This window comes from Litorimonas sp., assembly GCA_029936425.1.
In the GTDB taxonomy this organism is placed as follows: domain Bacteria; phylum Pseudomonadota; class Alphaproteobacteria; order Caulobacterales; family Maricaulaceae; genus Litorimonas.
This window is the reverse complement of the sequence record JAPYSU010000003.1, coordinates 213,219-231,296: the sequence shown is the minus strand read 5'-3', so window position 1 is coordinate 231,296 and position 18,078 is coordinate 213,219. Positions and strand designations below refer to the sequence as shown.

The window sequence follows — 18,078 nt, the reverse complement described above, 5'->3', positions numbered from 1 at the left end:
CGCCCTATCTCTTTGAGGGCCCCAGAAGCCCCGGTTTCCAATGCAAAGCTGGGCCGATAGACGGCATCAATCCTGGTTCTGCATCGCATACACTGGGGATCGCCTGCACAATGGGCATAACGCTCGCAATATAAATCGGCTCACTTTTGATATCTCCCGTCATAAAGAATTTTTCGTCAGTTTTATTTGAAACGGAAAAATCGAGTGTCATTTTTACGGATGGACGGCCCTCAATCGTGCCAACATAATGTTGCCCAGGTTTGACACCCTCTGCCAGCATAGTATCGCCAATAAACCAATGAGCTTCGATCACGAAAAGCGGCGCGGCACTTAAATTGTCGACAAAACCTTCTACGCGATGTGTGATCCGCCCGACCGTTCCGGCTTTTACCAGAAACGGTTTGTGAATATCCTCAGCGGCGGGAACAAAATCATGGCTGGCAACAACGCGGTCATAGGTTACCCCGATCATTTCGCCTACTCTGTAAACAACGCCATTTAAAAAATTCAAGGCAAGCGTTTTCGAGACTTCAATTTTATTGGCTTCCTCTGGCGTCGCCCCGAAGCCGATATATTGGAGCTTATGGGGCTCAGCTTCGGAACAATCCCAATTTTCTTCCAGCTTAATTGTCGTTACATCTGCACAGGCATTTGTAAGGGCGAGAAGCAAACGGCCTGGCACCAAGTTTGGATCTATCCCGTCGGCATAAAGCGTCGCCCCGCCCTTCAGACAGGCGGCCTCGAAACGGGCGGCGGTTCCAGCTTCTCTAAACTTATCCATGGAGGTATAAGGCAAAGTCGTGACGATGTTTTTACCTGCTTCCAGAATTTGGATGATCTCATCATCCGTGTGGTAGGTACCCTCATCATGGGCCACATAGATGACGCAATCACAATCCAGTTTTAACAAAGCCCTCACATCATCGGTAGCAATGATGCCCGTTGGCGGAACACCCAATAATTCACCGACGTCTTTTCCGAGCTTAGACTCGCTATAAGCGCGAACACCAACAAGTTCCATTGACGGACTTTGAAGGGCTTCAAATATGGCAACAGCGCCCATATGGCCTGGCCCCCAAACGATAACTTTAAATGGTTTAGTCATGATATTCCCCTTTTTAACATCTTTCCTTGCCCCTTAATCCCAAACAACATGCGCTTCGGTTTTGGACTTAACCTGATCCAGCGTCACATCGGGCGCGAGCTCTTTTAAGCGGAAGCGGCGCTGCTCCCCTTCTCGCGCAAATACGCCGAGATCGGTGATCACCATGTCGATACAATTCCGCCCCGTCAGCGGCAGGGTGCAGGATTTGAGAAATTTGCTCTCGCCGCGCTTATTGGTGTGATCGAACAAAGCGATGCAACGTTTAACACCTGCAACCAAGTCCATGGCTCCGCCCATGCCTTTGACCATCTTGCCCGGGATCATCCAATTGGCGATATCGCCATTTTCAGCGACTTCCATCGCGCCTAAAATAGACAGATCAATATGCCCGCCGCGTATCATCGCAAAACTTGTGGCGCTGTCAAAGAAACTGGATTTGGGCAGCGTCGTAATCGTCTGTTTCCCCGCATTAATCAGGTCCGCATCTTCCTCGCCCGCATAAGGAAAGGGTCCCATGCCGAGCATGCCGTTTTCAGATTGCAGTGTAACATCCATCCCCTCTGGAATATGGTTGGCGACTAGAGTTGGAATACCAATGCCCAAATTAACATAATAGCCATCTTCCAATTCCTGCGCTGCCCGCGCCGCCATCTCATCACGTGTCCAGCTCATGACGTGTTCTCCCGCAAGGTCAGCTGTTCAATCCGCTTCTCGCATTCCGCCTCAATAATGCGCTGCACGAAAATGCCCGGCGTATGGATGAAGTTCGGGTCGAGTGAACCCACGGGAACAATCTCGTCCACTTCTGCCACGGTCACCTTGCCTGCTGTCGCCATCATGGGCGAGAAATTCCGCGCTGTGGCTTTGAAAACCAAATTGCCTTCCGCATCGCCTTTCCACGCTTTGATGATCGAGAGGTCGGCCGTCAGGCCCGTCTCCATGATGTAATCTTCGCCGCCAAACTGCTTGGCGGGTTTGCCTTCGGCGATCAGAGTGCCGACGCCGGTCTTCACATAAAATCCGGGAATGCCCGCGCCGCCGGCTCTAATTCTTTCGGCCAGCGTGCCTTGCGGATTAAATTCCAGCTCCAGCTCACCCGCCAGATATTGACGCTCAAATTCCTTATTCTCGCCAACATATGAGGAGAGCATTTTTCTGATTTGGCGTGTCTCAAGCAGCTGCCCCAAGCCAAAGCCGTCCACGCCCGCATTATTGGAAATCACGGTCAGGTCTTTCGCGCCGCTATCCCGCAAAGCCGCGATGAGGTTTTCCGCAATACCGCACAGGCCAAATCCGCCGCTCATGACTGTCATACCGTCAAATGTGAGGCCGTCCAGCGCGTGATTACTCGAATTGAAAATTTTGCTCATATTTTTATTTTGTCGTGACCTTTGTGTTTTTTGGAGCGCAAGTGCACCGACATGGTTATTAATCTGGGAGACTATTCTTCAAATCTTGCCCTTGATCGGCGAGAACTGCCCTGTTTAGAACGTGCCCTTTTGTGAGAGCCATGCGGGCAAACATGAATGATTTGGGGTCGTTTACGGCATCGACCGCTAAGAAACGGTCCCCTTTAAAATAAAAAGCGGAGAATTGCCGCCCTGCCTCTGGGTTCCCGCGTAGGACAATATTGTCATAGCCTTGAAAGAGGCCTGCGATTTGCAGTTTCAAATCGAACTGATCTGACCAAAACCAAGGCAAAGAGTTATAGGGTTTGGGCTTACCACATATGTGCGCGGCGGCGATTTTCGCCTGTTCTGTCGCATTAGGAAGGCTTTCAAGCCTCAAATGCGTATCATAAATTGAGTTATGGTGCCATGAAACATCGCCAATGGCATAAATGTCAGGATCAGAGCTTTGGCAGAATTCATTAATTTCTATACCGTTCCCAACGCACAACCCGGCATCTGCGGCTAGCTCCATATTCGGCAGAACACCAATGCCAATAATGATGAAATCAGCTGAAAAATGATGTCCTTTAGCTGTATGCACTGAAAGCGTTTTACCGTCAGATTCGATGCCGACCGCGACTTCACTTTCGACAATATTGATGCCCTCTTCTCTGTGAATACGCTTGTAAAAATTACTCATGACCGGAGCGGTTACGCGCTGCAATATCCGGTCCATAGCTTCTAAAACCGTGACCTTCACGCCTTGCTTGTGGAGGGAGGCCGCCGTTTCAAGGCCAATATATCCCCCACCAATAATCAGAGCACTTTTGTCGGGGGCTATTTCAGACTTTATAGCATCAACGTCTGACTTACTTCGAAGGTAGTAAACTCGCTTGTGATCAGCACCTTCTAGGGGTAATTTTCGCGCGCGGGCACCTGTTGCCATGACCAGTTTATCATATTGCCAGGTCTCACCATTAGACAATTCGATCGATTTATCTTGTGGAGAAACATTTACAACTCGCGATCCCAGCCTCATGTCAATATCGGCTTTTTTATAAACCTCAGCTGGCCGGATAAGAATATCGTCAAAGCTACGCGCATTTGACATAAAGTCTTTGGAGAGCGGCGGGCGATGATAAGGCAGCTCGGGCTCTTCCCCAAAAAGTATGATGTCCCCATCCCAGCCGGACTGCCGCAAACTTAAAGTGAACTGGGCGCCAGCATGAGAGGCTCCGATACAAATAGCGCGGCCCACCCCATCTTTTATCGCTCCACTCATTTGCCCTGCCACTCAATCCGAGATTTTTTCACTTGCAATTCCTTTCGCAAACCGCATGATTGTTTTTAAACATAAAAGGTAATTATGTCTAATAAATATTGTAAAGTCGAAACGATAGGCCGAATTTCGATGATTACTATCAATCGGCCTGATGTGCTCAATGCTCTCACCCCAGCAGGCCATGCGGAGTTGGCCTCAGCCTTTGATGAATTTGAAAATAACCCCGAGGTTTGGGTCGCAATACTGACGGGGTCTGGAAACCGCGCTTTTTGCGTTGGCAAAGATTTGAAAACTAAGCCAGAAGCCGGTGAGCCTCAGGATTTACCGCCAACAGGTGCGGCTGGCCTCACGCGGAGATGGAGCCTGAATAAACCCGTCATTGCGGCCGTTAACGGCCTCGCATTAGGGGGCGGATTTGAAATTGCTTTGGCTTGTGATATTATTGTGGCCTCGAAAACGGCCAGTTTCGGACTACCGGAACCGAAAGTCGGGCTCGCCGCTTATGAAGGCGGTTTGCTACGCCTACCAAAACTCATCGGCGAGAAACGCGCCATGGATATGATCCTGACCTCCAAGAGGGTCACGGCCAAGCAAGGTAAGAAACTGGGCTTTGTGAACTATGTGACAAAAGAAGATAAGCTCATTAGCAAAGCGCTTTCACTAGCCATTACCATATGTGACGCCAGCCCGATGGCTATTCGGGCATCCAAGGAAACCGTAAAAAAGGGCTTGAGTGAAGCAGATCTGAAACAGGCGATTACTGCGCAAAAAAACTATCCGGCCATGGTCGCCATGTTCGTATCAGAAGATGCCAAAGAAGGCCCAAAGGCATTTGCTGAAAAACGAAAACCGAAATGGCAGGGTCGTTGAACCAATTGAGCTGGTTTTTATTGCTCTTTCGGAAGAGTCATCGTCAACCCATTTAGGTCTTCCGTTAGCGGTATCTGACAAGACAGCCTGGAATTAGGCCTGACATCCTCGGCGAATTCCAACATACTCGCCTCCATGTCATCTTGGGGTGAGAGTTTAGAGAGCCAGTCCTCATGAACGTAGACATGACAGGTTGCGCAGGCGCAGGCGCCGCCGCAATCCGCATCAATGCCGGGAACATTGTGACTGACGGCGACCTCCATAACCGAGGTTCCAATCGCGCCGTCGGCTTCGTAGGATTGGTTGTTGGCGTCGATAAATTTAACTGTCGGCATTTACGTTGCTTTCGTCATGGAAAATTGAAAAGAGGAAGAACTTAGTCCCAAACCACATTTACGGATCTGGGTCCGCGTAATTGCAACCCGGTCATGACCGGAGTTGGAAATGCAGGGTCGAGCCGGATATTTGGCATGTGATCAAGTAGCGCATTAATGGCGCTCTCAATTTCGGCCTTGGCAACAAAAAGTCCAATACACATATGGGTACCAAATCCAAATCCGAAGGATGGTTTTTGTTTTCTGAACGGATCAAACTGGTCGGCATTTTCAAATACATCTTCATCCCGATTGGCCGAAGAAACAACACACGACACCATCGAGTCCTTTGGCACGGACACGCCGCCTATCTCGATGTCCTCTGCCGCCTGACGAACCTTAAAAGTTGCCGTAGGTTCCAACCTGACGGCTTCATCGATTACCTTCAAGATGAGTTTGCGATCAGCTTGGACCTTTTCTAATACGTCAGAATGTGACAGTAGGAGCGCCATCGCTGAACCAAAGGTACGGGTCGTTGTCTCAGCCGCGGCGGGCAATAATGACCGGACAAATGTTGTAATCTCATGATCATCCAGGGAGGTTCCGTCTTCTTCAAGGCGAATAAGCCGTGATATCAGATCAGTCCCTTTGGCGCCGTCGGCACGTCTTTTTTGCACGATTGGCAACATAGCATCATAGAGGGCCTGCGCCGCGGCCATAGCTTTCATACCGGCTATTTTGGCTTTCTCGGGATCCTCTTGCGGTCCGACCAGAATATCCATGGCCCAACCGGCAAAACGCTTGATGTCATCCGGACTATCTTCAGGAAATCCAATCAACGCATAGATGACGCGTATCGGAAAAATCATGCCCATGTCATTGATGAGTTCGGCTTGCTTTCCTGCCGCTGCGAGCGGTTTAACAAATTCGTCTTCGAGAACGGGCGATATCTTCTCGGCCTGCCACAGTCGTATGGTCGACGGCGTAAAAACCGGTGCCAGAAGAGCGCGCGCCCTCTTATGGGCCTCTCCGTCCATCCCTGTTAAAATCAGCCCGTCAAAAAATGCGCCGAGTCCTTCAGCGATAAAGCCGCTGGTAAAGGTCTTAGCATCCCGCATAACCCGCATGACATCTGCGTGTTTGAACAGGGTAAACGTCTGGCGATCCGCACTTCCCCCTGCGATATTTGGCACGCCCAATTCCGCCATGAAATTGCCGATATAAACGGGCGTGTTCTCGCGCATCTCCTTATATAGCGGGTAAGGGTCATCAATATTGCCGCGGAAGTTATCGCTGACTCCGTCAAAAGCCTGCTTTAGTTCATCATTGACTGAATGTGCCATACGTCTCTTTTTTATACATTAATTGAATTAGTGTGTAATAATAACCCAAATAGTCAACTCTGGCCAGTGTAAATTCTCTCGCACTACATCAGAGTCTCTATAGGCAAAGCAGACGTGGATTTGACTTCGGATAATGCCATTGTCGAGTTGATTTCCTGAACGCCCGGTACGCGTGACAATTTTCCAAAAACGAACTTTTCATAGGCATCCATGTCTTTCGTGACGATTCGCAGGAGAAAATCAAATGGCCCCATAATGGCATGGCATTCTGTGATTTCTGGATACTTCATCACCGCATTGGTAAATTCATCAAGGTTTGCCCGGCCATGAGCCGTCACTTTCACATGAGCAAACACCATAGCCCCAAATCCGAGCTTGCGTCGGTCCATACGCGTGACCTGATCACGAATAACACCCGATTCCTTCAAATTCGCCATTCGACGCCAACATTGCGATTGTGACAACCCAACCTGCTCTGCGATGTCGCCTGTTGACAGCCCGGCGTTTGATTGAAGCGTCGACAATATTTTTAGATCAATTTTGTCCATTATGTATAATAATGCATATTAATATTCTTATTTATCCTTTTACCACATTTACTATGCATTATTTACATATATTACGCAATATTCAATAAGGTAAATGTGCATATCACCAACTAACCTTGTCTCAATAGAGAGACATTTATGCTGGATACACTCACAAAACCGGATTTGCGAACGGAACGTTTCGACGCCTCGGAAGGCCGAATACTGCTCTCCGGGATTGATGCGCTTGTCAGGATCGGACTCGAACGAAAAAGGTTGGATAGAGAGAAGGGGTTTAACACAGCCGGCTTCATCTCGGGTTATCGCGGCTCCCCGCTTGGCGGTTTGGACATGCGCCTGCAAAGCGAGGCGGAACGTCTGGATAAGCATGACATCATCTTTCAACCGGGTATCAATGAAGACCTCGCTGCGACAGCTGTCTGGGGCACACAACAGGTCGGACTTTATCCGGGTGCCAAATTTCAGGGCGTCTTTGGTATTTGGTATGGTAAAACACCTGGTGTTGACCGCTCCGGCGACGCGCTCAAACATGCCAATTATGCCGGAACTTCGCCCCATGGCGGCGTATTAGCCATAGCGGGCGATGATCATGGCTGTAAGTCCTCCTCTATCCCGGGCCAAAGTGAATATAATTTTGTGGACGCAGAAATTCCCGTTCTTGCACCCTCAACCATCGAAGAAGTCTTGTATTTCGGCGTCAAAGCGTTTGATTTGTCACGATATAGTGGCTTGTGGGCGGCCATGACGGTCGTGGCGGAACTCATGGACTCAACAAAGAATATGGTGATTGAGCCCGACCGGTTTAACGTCGTCATACCGGATAAGTCCTATGACGATGTCCATATTCGATTGAGCGATACCCCCATTGATCAAGAGGCCCGGCTCCGCCAAAAACGCCGTCCTGCGGCTGAAGATTTCGCCTATCACAATGATTTTGACAAATTCATATTTGATACGAACGAAGCGGATCTGTGTATTGTAACGCAGGGCAAGGCTTACCGCGACGTTATGCAGGCATTGCAAAATCTCGGCATAGACAAGAACGGTGCCAAAAAATTGGGAATTCGTCTTTACAAGCCCGGGCTGGTATGGCCACTGGAAAAACGCCGCGCAACACAGGCTATCCAAGACGTTACCGAAGTCCTTGTCATTGAGGAACGGCGCTCGCTGGTTGAAACGCAACTTCGGGAATATGTATGCGACCTACGGGGCGCTGACCGTCCCAGAATTTATGGGAAACGGGACCGGCAGGACAATCAATTTGTTCCTGATTTCGGCGAACTCAATAGCGACCATATCACTGAAATCATTTTTAACTTTCTTCCCCGGCATAAACGCACGCCGCAGATGAAGATGTTTGTGGATCATATAAAATCAACATCCAAAACGAGCGAGGACCGTCACAAACGCATCCCTTTTTTCTGTCCTGGCTGCCCGCATAATTCCTCAACGAAAGTCCCAGAGGGTAGCCGCGCGACGGCTGGCATCGGCTGCCATTATCTCGTGCAATATATGCCGCGCGACACAAGCACGTTCACCCAAATGGGCGGTGAAGGTGTGTCTTGGGTCGGGCAAGCCCCATTCACAAAAGAGGACCATGTATTTGTCAATCTTGGCGACGGCACCTATCACCATTCAGGATTACTTGCGATCCGGCAGGCCGTCGCTGCCAAGGTAAATGTCACCTATAAAATTTTGTTCAACGAGGCCGTTGCCATGACTGGCGGACAGGTTGTTGACGGCCCTCTCACGCCGCCGATGATCGCCGCACAATTAAGAGCGGAGGGCGTAAAGACGGCGATATTGGTCGGCGATGATGTCGAAGCAATGCGTGCCTTGGGAGATTATCCAAGCGGAACGGCGTTTTATGATAGATCAGAGCTGGACCGTATACAGAAAGAGCTGAGAGAGATTGAAGGTGTCACCGCCATTATCTATGTCCAAACCTGCGCTACAGAGTTACGGCGCAAGCGCAAACGCGGTCTTGCCCCTGACCCGGTTGAACGCATTTTTATCAATGAACGGGTTTGCGAGGGCTGCGCGGACTGTTCATTAAAATCCAATTGCATTGCCGTTGAGACCGTTGAAACCGCATATGGCCAGAAACGTAAAATTGATCAACTGGCCTGCAACAAGGACAAATCCTGCATAGATGGGTTTTGCCCCAGCTTTGTGACTTTGGAAGGGGCCACGCTTAAACGTCCGACCCCGTCTCCCCTGCCCGATCGAGCCCTGCCTGTACCGGCTAAAACTGACCTTGGGGATGAGCACGTGTTCGAGATCGTTCTGGCAGGCGTGGGCGGTCAAGGCATAACGTCATTGAGCTCAATGCTCAGTACAGCCGCCCATCTGGAAGGCTATGCGGTCAACGCGGTAGACGCGCTCGGCATGGCGCAAAAGGGCGGCGCGGTTTACACACATTTCAAGATGTCGAAGCAGCCCGATAAAATTGTCAATGCTCGCATTGGGCGGGGCCAGGCTGATCTAATCCTCGTCAACGATATGATTATCGCACATGGGTCAGTCATCCGGCCGTTGGCGTCTCCTGAAAAAACGGCGGTTATTGCCAATTCCAAAATTTCCGCCAGCGCTGACGTCGTCGGCATTCAGGACTTCAGATATGACAAGTCCGGCATGAGATCGGATCTTCAGACCTCGGCAAAAGTCTATCTTGAAGCCGATACCGCCAGCTCTGTCATGCGGCAATTGGGAAATACAATATTTAACAATTTAGCCCTGCTAGGCATGTCTTGGCAATCCGGGCACTTGCCCCTCAGCCGCGAGGCCATATTCAAGGCAATTGAAACCATTGGAACAAAAGTAGAGAGCAATAAAGCCGCATTTGAGCTTGGTCGGCATCTGGCTATGGAAAATAATGACGCTTCTGAAAAAACCGCTAAGGTTCAAAGCGCAGAGGACATTATCAAGTCGCGCCGAAGCGACCTGATCGCGTATCAAAGCGAGGCTTACGCAGAACGGTTTTCAAATGCCTTAGCACCGCTATTGCGCGCCGATAAAAACCTGAACGGGGCTTTGAGCGATATTTCCCTCGCCGCCGCCGCTTCGCTTTACAAACTTATGGCTTATAAAGATGAATATGAAGTGGCCCGGTTATATGCGTCGCCCGAATTTCTGGATAATATCAAAAGCCAATTTGAGGGTGACATCAAAATTAGATTACACCTCGCGCCGCCTGTTTTCGGGCGTAAGAACTCTCAAGGCGAACCGATCAAGACCAAATTTCCAGCTTGGGTTCTGAAGCTATTTCCGTTGCTTGCAAAGATGAAGGTCCTCCGCGGTTCCAAGCTGGACATTTTTGGAATGACGGAGGAACGGTCGATGGAACGGCGCTTGCGGGACGAGTTCGTTGATCTCATTAATTTGGCGGCTCACGCACTGACTAAAGAAAATCAGGACACGGTTCTTACTCTCATGAAGGCCCCAGACATGGTGAAAGGCTATGGTCACATCAAACTGCAATCCATAAAAGGGTATGAGCGGAAAATTTCGCGCTTGAAACAATACCTGCCACTGTCCAATGCTAACAAGCATGTGGCGGAAGCTGCAGAGTAAACGGAGACTTTATGAGACTTGCAAGACTGGAGAAAGACGACCGCATTTTTTGGGCATTGGGATCAGAAGACGGCAAAACTGTTCAGGAAATTAATGGCGACTTTCATGAATGGGCACCAGAGATTACACGAGGCGCTGGCAAGAGTGCACTTGATCTTTTCTCGGATGAAATTTCCGTTGAAAGCGTGAGATTTTTACCCCCGATTGAACCCGTAAACAGAGTGGTTGTTGCCGGCGCAAACTATTCCAAACATCTCGAAGAATTTGGTGTCGACCCCGTCTCCAAACCCGTCGCCTTTTTGAAAGCATACGCCGCCCTAATTGGGGCAAACGACGATATCCGGTATCCGCCCCTTACCGAAAAACTCGATCATGAAGTCGAACTCGTTGTCGTAATCGGGAATGACGAGATTGATCTGGACGATCCCTATGCCTGCATTCTCGGGTATACAGCCGGAAATGACGTGAGTGCGCGTGATTTGCAGCGCAATGGATCTCCAAAGATTGGTATGGATTTGTTCGCGGCCAAGAGTCAGGATCGGACAACCGGATTAGGTCCCTGGGTGGTCACGAAGGATGAATTTCCAGACGGCTCGCCAGCCCTTGATTTAACACTCAGGGTGAATGGCGAAGTTCGTCAAAATGCGTCATCCGGTGACATGACATTTCCGGTAGGTGACCTCATAAAATATGTTCAGAATATTTCCAGTTTTCGGGCCGGTGATGTGCTCTTCACCGGATCGCCTCCCGGCGTTGGAGACGCAACAGGTGTCTACCTTAATCGCGGTGATCTCGTGGAAGCCGAGGTTGAGAAAATCGGAATATTGCGCAACCGAATAACCGACTAAAGGCCTGCACGCCTCAGCAATACACTTCCCCCTAGGGGACCGCCGCCGGCCGCGACAACAGCGGTTTCGCATTTTTCAAGTTGCCGGGCACCCGCGCGTCCCCATATTTGCTGACAGGCTTCATGCACGTAACCCAAGCCATGTGTGCGACCGCCGGATAATTGACCGCCATTTGTATTGATAGGCATTTCACCTGCGCGGGAGATGCGCTGGCCGCCTTCGATAAACGCGCCCCCTTCCCCAATTCCGCACAGACCCAGGGCTTCCATCCAGATCAACGTGAGAATAGAGAACCCGTCATAAAGCTGCGCACAGTCCACATCTTTCGGCTTTAAATCGGTTTTCGACCACATATCGTCCGCGACATCCCGCGTTACCATATGCGTTAATGAGATTTGATCCCACGACCATGGCTGTGAATGTGCCGCCCCCATAGCTTCGATTAACACGGGGTCCCGGCGCGTATCCCGCGCGCAGTCTTTGCGTGAGAGAATGATTGCAGTTGAAGCGTCGCAATGCACATCGCAATCATACATGCGCAGGGGAGATGCAATTATCCGGCTCCCCAGATAATCGTCGAGCGTCATTGGCGCTCTGTAAATCGCCTTGGGATTATCCGCTGCATTGGCACGGCAAGTCAGCGCAATTTGAGCTAGTTGATCAGACGTCAATCCGTATTCATGAAAATGCTTTTGGGCATACATAGCGATCAACATTGTCGCGGAATGCACATCGAACGGCGTATAATTCATCCAAAGCGGGTTTGAATCTCGCCCGGTCTTCCCCCCAATTTTTCCTAATGTGCTGACGGTTTTGTCTTTGAGACGTGCAGTCGATTCTGTAATTGTCCTGAACACCAGAACATGGCGGCACAGTCCGGCCTCGATCGCCATGGCGCCGTTAATGATGCCGGCTATAGGGCCGGGCCCCTCATATCCGCCTCCGAACCATTTCACATCGAGACCCAAAAGCGTTTTCAACCCAGCCGGACCAATTGGCGAAAAGGGAGCCCCATTATTATTATCCCCAGGCCAGCAAGCAACGCCGTCTATGTCCTTCAACCCAAGTCCAGCATCGCTAATGGCTTCCAGACAGGCGTCTAATGTCAGATCGGCCGCAGATTTTTGGCTGGGCCGTTTAACCTCGGATTGACCGACGCCTGTAATATACACCTGCTTGGTCATGCTCTTGGCGCGCCTTCCTCAGGTTTAAAAAGGGGCAACCAAACATCTTCATGGTTTTCAAAAGTGACCATCACCGGAAGTCCAATCCTAATTTCCATAGGGTCACAATCAACAATCCGGGTGACGAACCGCAACCCCTCTTGTTCAATCAACTCGACAATTGCAACCACATAGGGTGTCTCTAAATCGGGTAACCATTTTTGATAATTGACGGTATAACTGGCAATCCTTCCCTGCCCTGACACGGCGTGTGAGGAGACAGATCGAGAGTGGCATTTCGGGCAAAAATTTTTCGGCGGATGAATATAGACCGAACAGTCATTGCATTTCGCAATGCGTAAATTACCGTCTTTCCCGCCTTGCCAAAAGGGCGCGTTTTCCGGGGTTATTTCTGGCAGAATTTGAACCATATACTTTGGATAACTTCAGTTATGCTCCGGTTTGAAACGAGGAAAAACGCAAAAGCGTCATTGTATATTTTAGACATTAATGTCATTCTCGTGCAATAAAAGCAAATGGAGAATAGGCAATGCGTCTTGTAACTTTTAAAGACGGGGATGGATTTGAGCGCGCCGGTGCACTCATTGATGAAGATATCCATATTGTTGATCTCAATCGGGCGTATAAATCAAAATACGGGGATCCATCCTCCATGCTGGCCAGTGTGCAGGCCATGGCCGACAATTGCGATGAGGCAATCGATCTTGCAAAGTCATGTCTGAAAGATCCGGCACCCGAAGCCATCGTTACACGAGCGGATGTGCGGCTTCGCGCCCCCATACAGCCGCCGGCCCAGATGCGGGATTTTTCCTGCTTTGAACTTCATCTGGAGCAGAGCTTTGCCTCTGCCCGCCGCATGAGGACGGCGCGCGCGCCGGATCCCGAGAAAGCATTTGCCGAGTCGGACACCACTGTCGACGACCTCGTTTTGAAAACCGTGCGCCGCCAACCCATTTATTACAAGGCAAACCGCTTTGCTGTCATCGGAGCCGACGATGATGTGGTCTGGCCTTCCTATTCGAAGATGCTCGACTTTGAATTGGAATGGGGCTGTTACATCGGACGTTCCGGCAAAGATATTTCCAAGGCGGACGCGTCCAATCACATATTGGGTTATACGATTTTCAATGATATTAGCGCCCGCGACGCGCAAGGGCGGGAAATGGGCGGTCAGCTTGGCCCGGCCAAAGGCAAGGATTTCGATACGGCGAATGTTATGGGACCTTGTCTTGTAACGCCGGACGAACTCGGCGACCCGTATGATCTGGACATGATTGTTCGCGTGAACGGGACTGAGTTCGGGCGGGGAAACACAGGCGACATGTTATGGAAATTTGACGATGTCATTGCCCATGTCTCGCAATCAGAGACCTTGCATTCGGGAGAATTCCTCGGCTCCGGAACAGTGGGCAATGGCAGCGGCCTGGAGAAAATGAAGTTCTTGAAGCCTGATGATATCGTCGAGCTTGAAATTGCCAAGATCGGTATTTTGAGAACAAAAATCACGAAGCCTTGATTTTATTCGATATGCTCCTCAAACTCGAACATCTGACCTTCCAATTCAGCCGGGTCGATGCGGATTAGAGAGCGCCCTTCTACCGCCTCGCTGGATTCGATCCATTCAAATGCAACGCCTTTTTCGCGGAGCATCTCGGCCTTGGCTTCAAGATTAACGACTGAAATGCGGATATAGTACAGCCCCGCCCCCCAATTATGTAAATAAAGGCCCGCTTTACTGTCCCACTGGATCGGCTCGATCACATCCAAAGTCGCGCTTGTCTTGGCTCTAAATGAGAAACGGCCCAGCTTATAGCCCTCTTGGCTAAATTCCCTCACCGGGCCATCCGTATGCAAATCCATATTTTCAGCACAGCACTGCAGGGTATAGTCCAGATCACGCACTAAAAACCCTCGCCGTGTAACGCGCACCATCTCGCCTTCGTTAAAGTCTTTTGGTTGGGGCGGATCTGTAAAAATTTCAGGCGGAAACCGGGGCGGTTCGGTAGGTATGATTTCTATACATAAGCCGCCATCAACGCTCGGTTGGTAGGCAATTGATTCCGGCGTCATGCCCACCCAAAGCCGGTCAAACGGCATTTCTTTTGTGCGCTGAGCCAGTCTGAACGGCTGTTTATTGCGATGGAGCTTATCGATCAACACGCCCATATTTTCTGTGGTCATTGTCAAAACGACTGCGTGAGTGACCATGGGCCGGTGACGCCCCTGATAATCCATTAATGCTTCAAGATGGTCATGGAAAAATGGATCTCCCGGATTGGGTTTGTCCAAATGCCATTGCGGCTCCACCCGCGTGGGAGACATAGCAAGAGATTTATGCACTCGCAAAAAATGGGCAATATAGGGGTGATTGTCAAAAGCCTGGCGCCAATTCTTATGCTGATAAATCCCGAGTTTTTCGGTCAATAAATCTGCCATACCATCCGGATCAGGCACCATCATATCAGCGGTTAACAGCAAATCATACATGACAGACTCCGGGGACAAGCAATAAACATCTTTTGCATAAACTGAACAATTATGGCAAAAGTGTCAAGAAAATAGCAGCAACGGGAATCTATTATGTCAGACAAATATCTCGATTCATTCAGAATTGACCCCTTGCCCATAAAGGCGCTCGCCCCGCGTCTGCACGACCAGATTTTGGACGCTCTGGATGCAGGCGTTCTCAGCGACGGCTTGCCCGTTCAAATTTGGGCGCATAGGCCGGAACTTGCGAGCAAATGGCTGACTTTATTGTCCGCATTTCACACGGGAAGTGTTCTTGATGAACGCCTGCGTGAGCTTATGCGATTAAAAATTGCCGCCGTGACTGATTGCGATATCTGCCAGCTCGGCCGAAAATCTGAACGTGTGAGCGAGGCTGACATCGCCTGCATCCAGAAGAAGGATGATAGATTCACCCCGCCAGAGCAAGCGGCCATGGAATACGCCCACCTCTTCGCCTCCGATTATCAATCCATAGGCGAACAGGTATTTGACGATTTACGGAAGTACTTCTCTGAAGCGGAAATTGTGGAGATCAACATGTATTGCGCGTTGATGTTAGCTGGCGGGAGAATGACCTATGTTCACCGCGAAACATAGCTCCGAAAAATCGAGCCGGGTTAGGCCGTCTGTGCCAGAACTTTGTTTCGCCGCATTCGCACAAACTGGATGATAACGACTCCCATAAAGACTTGCGGTATGAATAATTTAAAAGCCAATTGATAGTCGCCCGTCATATCATGGGTTCGCGCAGCCATCCACAAGGACACCAGCATTATCGGAACGGTAATTGCGTTCATAGCGCCAAGCGCGCGTCCGAAATTCTCGCGTCCAAAACAATGCGCCGTCAGTGTAGTCCAGATCGGCACAGCACCGCCGACAGCCAATCCGACACAACAGGCCACAACCATAAGCCCAACATATCCGGGCGAATAAAGTAAGGTCACGAGAAAGGTGATATTTAGACACGCGACCAGGCTATATAATAGTCGTTTATCGAAACGCTCGGACAGCCAGCCAATCAAAATTTTACCTAAAATAGCTGAGCCCGCAACGCAGGTGACAAGGAACGACGATTCTTGCAATGAAAACCCGCGCCCAATTCCGTAGGGCACCAATGATGTTAAGATGGCTTGGTCACTCCCCAGCAGAAGACCGATAGCTAATCCAATCAACCAAAGATTAGGGTCCTTGAGCAGTTCGGACACGGAACGAATATCTCCGTCCGCGATTTGTGTTTTATCAATTTGGATTAAATCGCCGTCCGGATATTGTGAAATATCTTCCGGCCTGGATCTGATTGAGAGCAAACTTGATACAATGATAACAGAGGGGACAATGAGGGCTGCGGCCAGACAAGCCTGGCGCCACCCGAGCGCCTCAATGAATGCCGCGAAAATAGGCACGACTAAGAATCCACCTGCGGATGTAGACACAGCTGCTATGCCCAGGGCTCGACCCCGCATGCGGGAAAACCATCGCGTAACGAGAACGTTTGCGGTAAACGATCCGGCTGCCGTAAAAGCAAAACCAATCGGGCCGAAAATTGCCAATAACATTATCCCGGGGTGAACCGCCGTGCCGATCAGGGCAAAACCGAGTCCAAAGCTTAGTCCTCCGGCTATTGAAACGGCGCGCGCCGAAAACTTTTCGATTATAAACCCGGTGACTATGGCCCAAACCGCCGTGCTTAAAAAGAACACTTCGATTCCCAGATAGGCCTGTTCCCGGCTTAAGCCAAAAGCCGCTTCAACTGGCGCTACAAACAATCCGAAAGAATAAACGCTTGCGCCAGCCACGAGCATTGCATTGACGAAACTACCAGCCAGAACATGCCAACCGCGAAATGGTTTTGTCATAGTATCACCCGGGCTGACCCCTATAGTTTCCACCGTCGAGCATCAGGTTTTGCCCGCAAATATAACCGGACTGTGCCGCACATAAAAAAGCACAGGCATCGCCAAATTCTTCTGGTCGTCCAAGCCGGCCTGCGGCCAACGAATTTATAATGTCTTTCTCGGCAACGGCTTCACTTACGCCTTTTGCTTTCGATGTTGCTTTTAGAAGGGATCTGTGTCGGTCTGTGTCAAATCTTTCAGGAAGAAGCTGGTTGATCGTGACATTATCTGCCACGCAGTCCCGCGAAATTGATTTGAGCACGCTTGTCAGACCCGTGCGTGGGGCGTGCGATAAAGACATGACGGGATGCGGTGTTTTCACCATGGCCGAAGTAATGGCAACAATCCGTCCAAATTGGCGGTCACGCATACCCGGTAACACTGACTGAACCATCAGCAGCGGTGAAATGAGCGTATTATGCAGCGTATTTTCCCAGTCTTTCTGATCCGTTTTCGCAAAAGCCGTCGGCGGCGGCCCCCCTCCATTCAGGATTAGAATGTCTGGTTCTGGACAAGCATTGAGGAGTTCAGAGCGCCCCGCTTCGCTGGTACAATCCGCAACAACTGTGACAACGCTAATACCGTGGTTTTGCCGAAGCGATTTCGCTGCATTTTGGACCGGTTCCGATCTCCGTCCATTAAGTACAATGTTGACGCCTTCGCGCGCCAAGGCATTAGCACAGGCAAAGCCCAGTCCTTTACTGGAAGCCATTACGATTGCGTGTTTGCCTTTGATACCTAAATCCATAATGGCTTTAGTCGCCCCTAAAGTTCAGCTCTAGCAAAACGCCGTTGGGGTCATAAACGAACACTTGCCGTAACCCCACTGAACTGACGGCATTGGTTTTATATTCTAGGCCCATTGATATAATCCGATCGAGTAAATCGTCATAGCCGTCACAATCAAATGCCACATGATGCAACGCACCCGTCGTCTCGCCAGGCGACGTCTCTTTCTCAAAAATTTGATACGCTCCCACCGCGTTGACATGAATAACGGCTCTGCCGCGCACATCGAATAGCCATTGCGCATGGTCATGCTTCATAGGCGGGGGGCCATCTCTGACTTCTAACTGCAGGAGATCTGCATAGAATTTTGCGGTGCCATGCAAATCTTGCGATATGATATTGACGTGGTCGAGTGATTTAACTTGCATAACCTTACCTCCCAAAATATTTATTAGACAAGTTTTTATAAAATGTATAATAAAAAATAA

18 protein-coding genes are annotated in these 18,078 nt (G+C 50.0%); 5 read left to right on the top strand and 13 right to left on the bottom strand.

Annotated features, from left to right (window positions below; translation table 11 throughout):
• Positions 1-4: 4 nt before the first annotated feature.
• From ACN0IC_RS04355 to ACN0IC_RS04340, 4 genes are read right to left on the bottom strand one after another with little or no spacing between them, the layout of a single operon-like run.
• Positions 5-1,105, bottom strand: a complete 1,101-nt coding sequence (locus tag ACN0IC_RS04355; protein ID WP_416877537.1) for a hypothetical protein — start codon at positions 1,103-1,105, stop codon at positions 5-7.
• A 33-nt stretch (positions 1,106-1,138) separates the two neighbouring features.
• Entirely contained in the window at positions 1,139-1,777 is a 639-nt protein-coding gene (locus tag ACN0IC_RS04350; protein WP_416877536.1) for a CoA transferase subunit B, read from the bottom strand.
• Positions 1,774-2,475 (bottom strand): CoA transferase subunit A, encoded by a 702-nt coding sequence (locus ACN0IC_RS04345; protein WP_416877535.1) that lies wholly within the window; start codon positions 2,473-2,475, stop codon positions 1,774-1,776. Before ACN0IC_RS04345 ends, ACN0IC_RS04350 begins: the two co-directional genes overlap by 4 nt.
• A 58-nt stretch (positions 2,476-2,533) precedes the next feature.
• The gene (locus ACN0IC_RS04340) at positions 2,534-3,754 is read right to left on the bottom strand and encodes an NAD(P)/FAD-dependent oxidoreductase (protein WP_416877629.1); all 1,221 of its coding nucleotides are present in this window, start codon (positions 3,752-3,754) and stop codon (positions 2,534-2,536) included.
• Positions 3,755-3,862: 108 nt separating this feature from the next.
• On the opposite strand from ACN0IC_RS04340, the gene ACN0IC_RS04335 reads away from it, so the two are divergent.
• Positions 3,863-4,648 carry an enoyl-CoA hydratase-related protein gene (locus tag ACN0IC_RS04335; protein WP_416877534.1) on the top strand — a complete coding sequence of 262 codons (786 nt, stop codon included), beginning with the start codon at positions 3,863-3,865 and terminating at the stop codon, positions 4,646-4,648.
• A gap of 17 nt (positions 4,649-4,665) precedes the next feature.
• Here the strand turns inward: ACN0IC_RS04335 and ACN0IC_RS04330 are convergent, their stop codons facing one another.
• The 3 genes from ACN0IC_RS04330 to ACN0IC_RS04320 form a co-directional block, all read right to left on the bottom strand.
• Positions 4,666-4,983 (bottom strand): 2Fe-2S iron-sulfur cluster-binding protein, encoded by a 318-nt coding sequence (locus tag ACN0IC_RS04330; protein ID WP_416877533.1) that lies wholly within the window; start codon positions 4,981-4,983, stop codon positions 4,666-4,668.
• 41 nt (positions 4,984-5,024) lie between these two features.
• Entirely contained in the window at positions 5,025-6,305 is a 1,281-nt protein-coding gene (locus tag ACN0IC_RS04325; protein WP_416877532.1) for a cytochrome P450, read from the bottom strand.
• An 83-nt stretch (positions 6,306-6,388) separates the two neighbouring features.
• On the bottom strand, positions 6,389-6,853 hold the full coding sequence (locus ACN0IC_RS04320; protein ID WP_416877531.1) for an Lrp/AsnC family transcriptional regulator: 465 nt from the start codon (positions 6,851-6,853) through the stop codon (positions 6,389-6,391).
• Positions 6,854-6,991: 138 nt separating this feature from the next.
• Here ACN0IC_RS04320 and ACN0IC_RS04315 point away from each other — a divergent pair, with 138 nt between their 5' ends.
• Complete coding sequence (locus ACN0IC_RS04315) at positions 6,992-10,426, top strand: indolepyruvate ferredoxin oxidoreductase family protein (RefSeq protein ID WP_416877530.1); 3,435 nt, start codon at positions 6,992-6,994, stop codon at positions 10,424-10,426.
• An 11-nt stretch (positions 10,427-10,437) separates the two neighbouring features.
• Entirely contained in the window at positions 10,438-11,274 is an 837-nt protein-coding gene (locus ACN0IC_RS04310; protein ID WP_416877529.1) for a fumarylacetoacetate hydrolase family protein, read from the top strand.
• On the opposite strand, the gene ACN0IC_RS04305 is transcribed toward ACN0IC_RS04310, so the two are convergent.
• Complete coding sequence (locus ACN0IC_RS04305) at positions 11,271-12,458, bottom strand: thiolase family protein (RefSeq protein WP_416877528.1); 1,188 nt, start codon at positions 12,456-12,458, stop codon at positions 11,271-11,273. The genes ACN0IC_RS04310 and ACN0IC_RS04305 overlap by 4 nt on opposite strands.
• Entirely contained in the window at positions 12,455-12,868 is a 414-nt protein-coding gene (locus tag ACN0IC_RS04300; RefSeq protein ID WP_416877527.1) for a Zn-ribbon domain-containing OB-fold protein, read from the bottom strand. The genes ACN0IC_RS04305 and ACN0IC_RS04300 overlap by 4 nt, the downstream gene beginning before the upstream one ends.
• 119 nt (positions 12,869-12,987) lie before the next feature.
• Here ACN0IC_RS04300 and ACN0IC_RS04295 point away from each other — a divergent pair, with 119 nt between their 5' ends.
• On the top strand, positions 12,988-13,974 hold the full coding sequence (locus ACN0IC_RS04295) for a fumarylacetoacetate hydrolase family protein (protein WP_416877526.1): 987 nt from the start codon (positions 12,988-12,990) through the stop codon (positions 13,972-13,974).
• A gap of 2 nt (positions 13,975-13,976) precedes the next feature.
• On the opposite strand, the gene ACN0IC_RS04290 is transcribed toward ACN0IC_RS04295, so the two are convergent.
• Positions 13,977-14,945: a lactoylglutathione lyase gene (locus tag ACN0IC_RS04290; RefSeq protein ID WP_416877525.1), complete on the bottom strand. Its 969-nt coding sequence runs from the start codon at positions 14,943-14,945 to the stop codon at positions 13,977-13,979.
• Between the two features lie 93 nt (positions 14,946-15,038).
• Between ACN0IC_RS04290 and ACN0IC_RS04285 the strand changes: the two genes are divergently transcribed.
• Positions 15,039-15,563, top strand: coding sequence for a carboxymuconolactone decarboxylase family protein (locus ACN0IC_RS04285; RefSeq protein ID WP_416877524.1), 525 nt, complete (start codon positions 15,039-15,041; stop codon positions 15,561-15,563).
• 20 nt (positions 15,564-15,583) lie between these two features.
• Here ACN0IC_RS04285 and ACN0IC_RS04280 read toward each other — a convergent pair whose 3' ends face one another.
• From ACN0IC_RS04280 to ACN0IC_RS04270, 3 genes are read right to left on the bottom strand one after another with little or no spacing between them, the layout of a single operon-like run.
• The gene (locus tag ACN0IC_RS04280) at positions 15,584-16,822 is read right to left on the bottom strand and encodes an MFS transporter (RefSeq protein WP_416877523.1); all 1,239 of its coding nucleotides are present in this window, start codon (positions 16,820-16,822) and stop codon (positions 15,584-15,586) included.
• 4 nt (positions 16,823-16,826) lie between these two features.
• A complete protein-coding gene (locus tag ACN0IC_RS04275; protein ID WP_416877522.1) occupies positions 16,827-17,609 on the bottom strand; it encodes an SDR family oxidoreductase in 783 nt (260 codons plus the stop codon).
• A 7-nt stretch (positions 17,610-17,616) separates the two neighbouring features.
• Positions 17,617-18,018: a VOC family protein gene (locus ACN0IC_RS04270; RefSeq protein WP_416877521.1), complete on the bottom strand. Its 402-nt coding sequence runs from the start codon at positions 18,016-18,018 to the stop codon at positions 17,617-17,619.
• Positions 18,019-18,078 lie beyond the last annotated feature (60 nt).

What these genes read in the sequence shown, in the direction of transcription:
- ACN0IC_RS04355 (WP_416877537.1), bottom strand. Translation starts at nt 1,105, where the DNA reads ATGACTAAACCATTTAAAGTTATCGTTTGGGGGCCAGGCCATATGGGC.
- ACN0IC_RS04350 (WP_416877536.1), bottom strand. Translation starts at nt 1,777, where the DNA reads ATGAGCTGGACACGTGATGAGATGGCGGCGCGGGCAGCGCAGGAATTG.
- ACN0IC_RS04345 (WP_416877535.1), bottom strand. Translation starts at nt 2,475, where the DNA reads ATGAGCAAAATTTTCAATTCGAGTAATCACGCGCTGGACGGCCTCACA.
- ACN0IC_RS04335 (WP_416877534.1), top strand. Translation starts at nt 3,863, where the DNA reads ATGTCTAATAAATATTGTAAAGTCGAAACGATAGGCCGAATTTCGATG.
- ACN0IC_RS04330 (WP_416877533.1), bottom strand. Translation starts at nt 4,983, where the DNA reads ATGCCGACAGTTAAATTTATCGACGCCAACAACCAATCCTACGAAGCC.
- ACN0IC_RS04325 (WP_416877532.1), bottom strand. Translation starts at nt 6,305, where the DNA reads ATGGCACATTCAGTCAATGATGAACTAAAGCAGGCTTTTGACGGAGTC.
- ACN0IC_RS04320 (WP_416877531.1), bottom strand. Translation starts at nt 6,853, where the DNA reads ATGGACAAAATTGATCTAAAAATATTGTCGACGCTTCAATCAAACGCC.
- ACN0IC_RS04315 (WP_416877530.1), top strand. Translation starts at nt 6,992, where the DNA reads ATGCTGGATACACTCACAAAACCGGATTTGCGAACGGAACGTTTCGAC.
- ACN0IC_RS04310 (WP_416877529.1), top strand. Translation starts at nt 10,438, where the DNA reads ATGAGACTTGCAAGACTGGAGAAAGACGACCGCATTTTTTGGGCATTG.
- ACN0IC_RS04305 (WP_416877528.1), bottom strand. Translation starts at nt 12,458, where the DNA reads ATGACCAAGCAGGTGTATATTACAGGCGTCGGTCAATCCGAGGTTAAA.
- ACN0IC_RS04300 (WP_416877527.1), bottom strand. Translation starts at nt 12,868, where the DNA reads ATGGTTCAAATTCTGCCAGAAATAACCCCGGAAAACGCGCCCTTTTGG.
- ACN0IC_RS04295 (WP_416877526.1), top strand. Translation starts at nt 12,988, where the DNA reads ATGCGTCTTGTAACTTTTAAAGACGGGGATGGATTTGAGCGCGCCGGT.
- ACN0IC_RS04290 (WP_416877525.1), bottom strand. Translation starts at nt 14,945, where the DNA reads ATGTATGATTTGCTGTTAACCGCTGATATGATGGTGCCTGATCCGGAT.
- ACN0IC_RS04285 (WP_416877524.1), top strand. Translation starts at nt 15,039, where the DNA reads ATGTCAGACAAATATCTCGATTCATTCAGAATTGACCCCTTGCCCATA.
- ACN0IC_RS04280 (WP_416877523.1), bottom strand. Translation starts at nt 16,822, where the DNA reads ATGACAAAACCATTTCGCGGTTGGCATGTTCTGGCTGGTAGTTTCGTC.
- ACN0IC_RS04275 (WP_416877522.1), bottom strand. Translation starts at nt 17,609, where the DNA reads ATGGATTTAGGTATCAAAGGCAAACACGCAATCGTAATGGCTTCCAGT.
- ACN0IC_RS04270 (WP_416877521.1), bottom strand. Translation starts at nt 18,018, where the DNA reads ATGCAAGTTAAATCACTCGACCACGTCAATATCATATCGCAAGATTTG.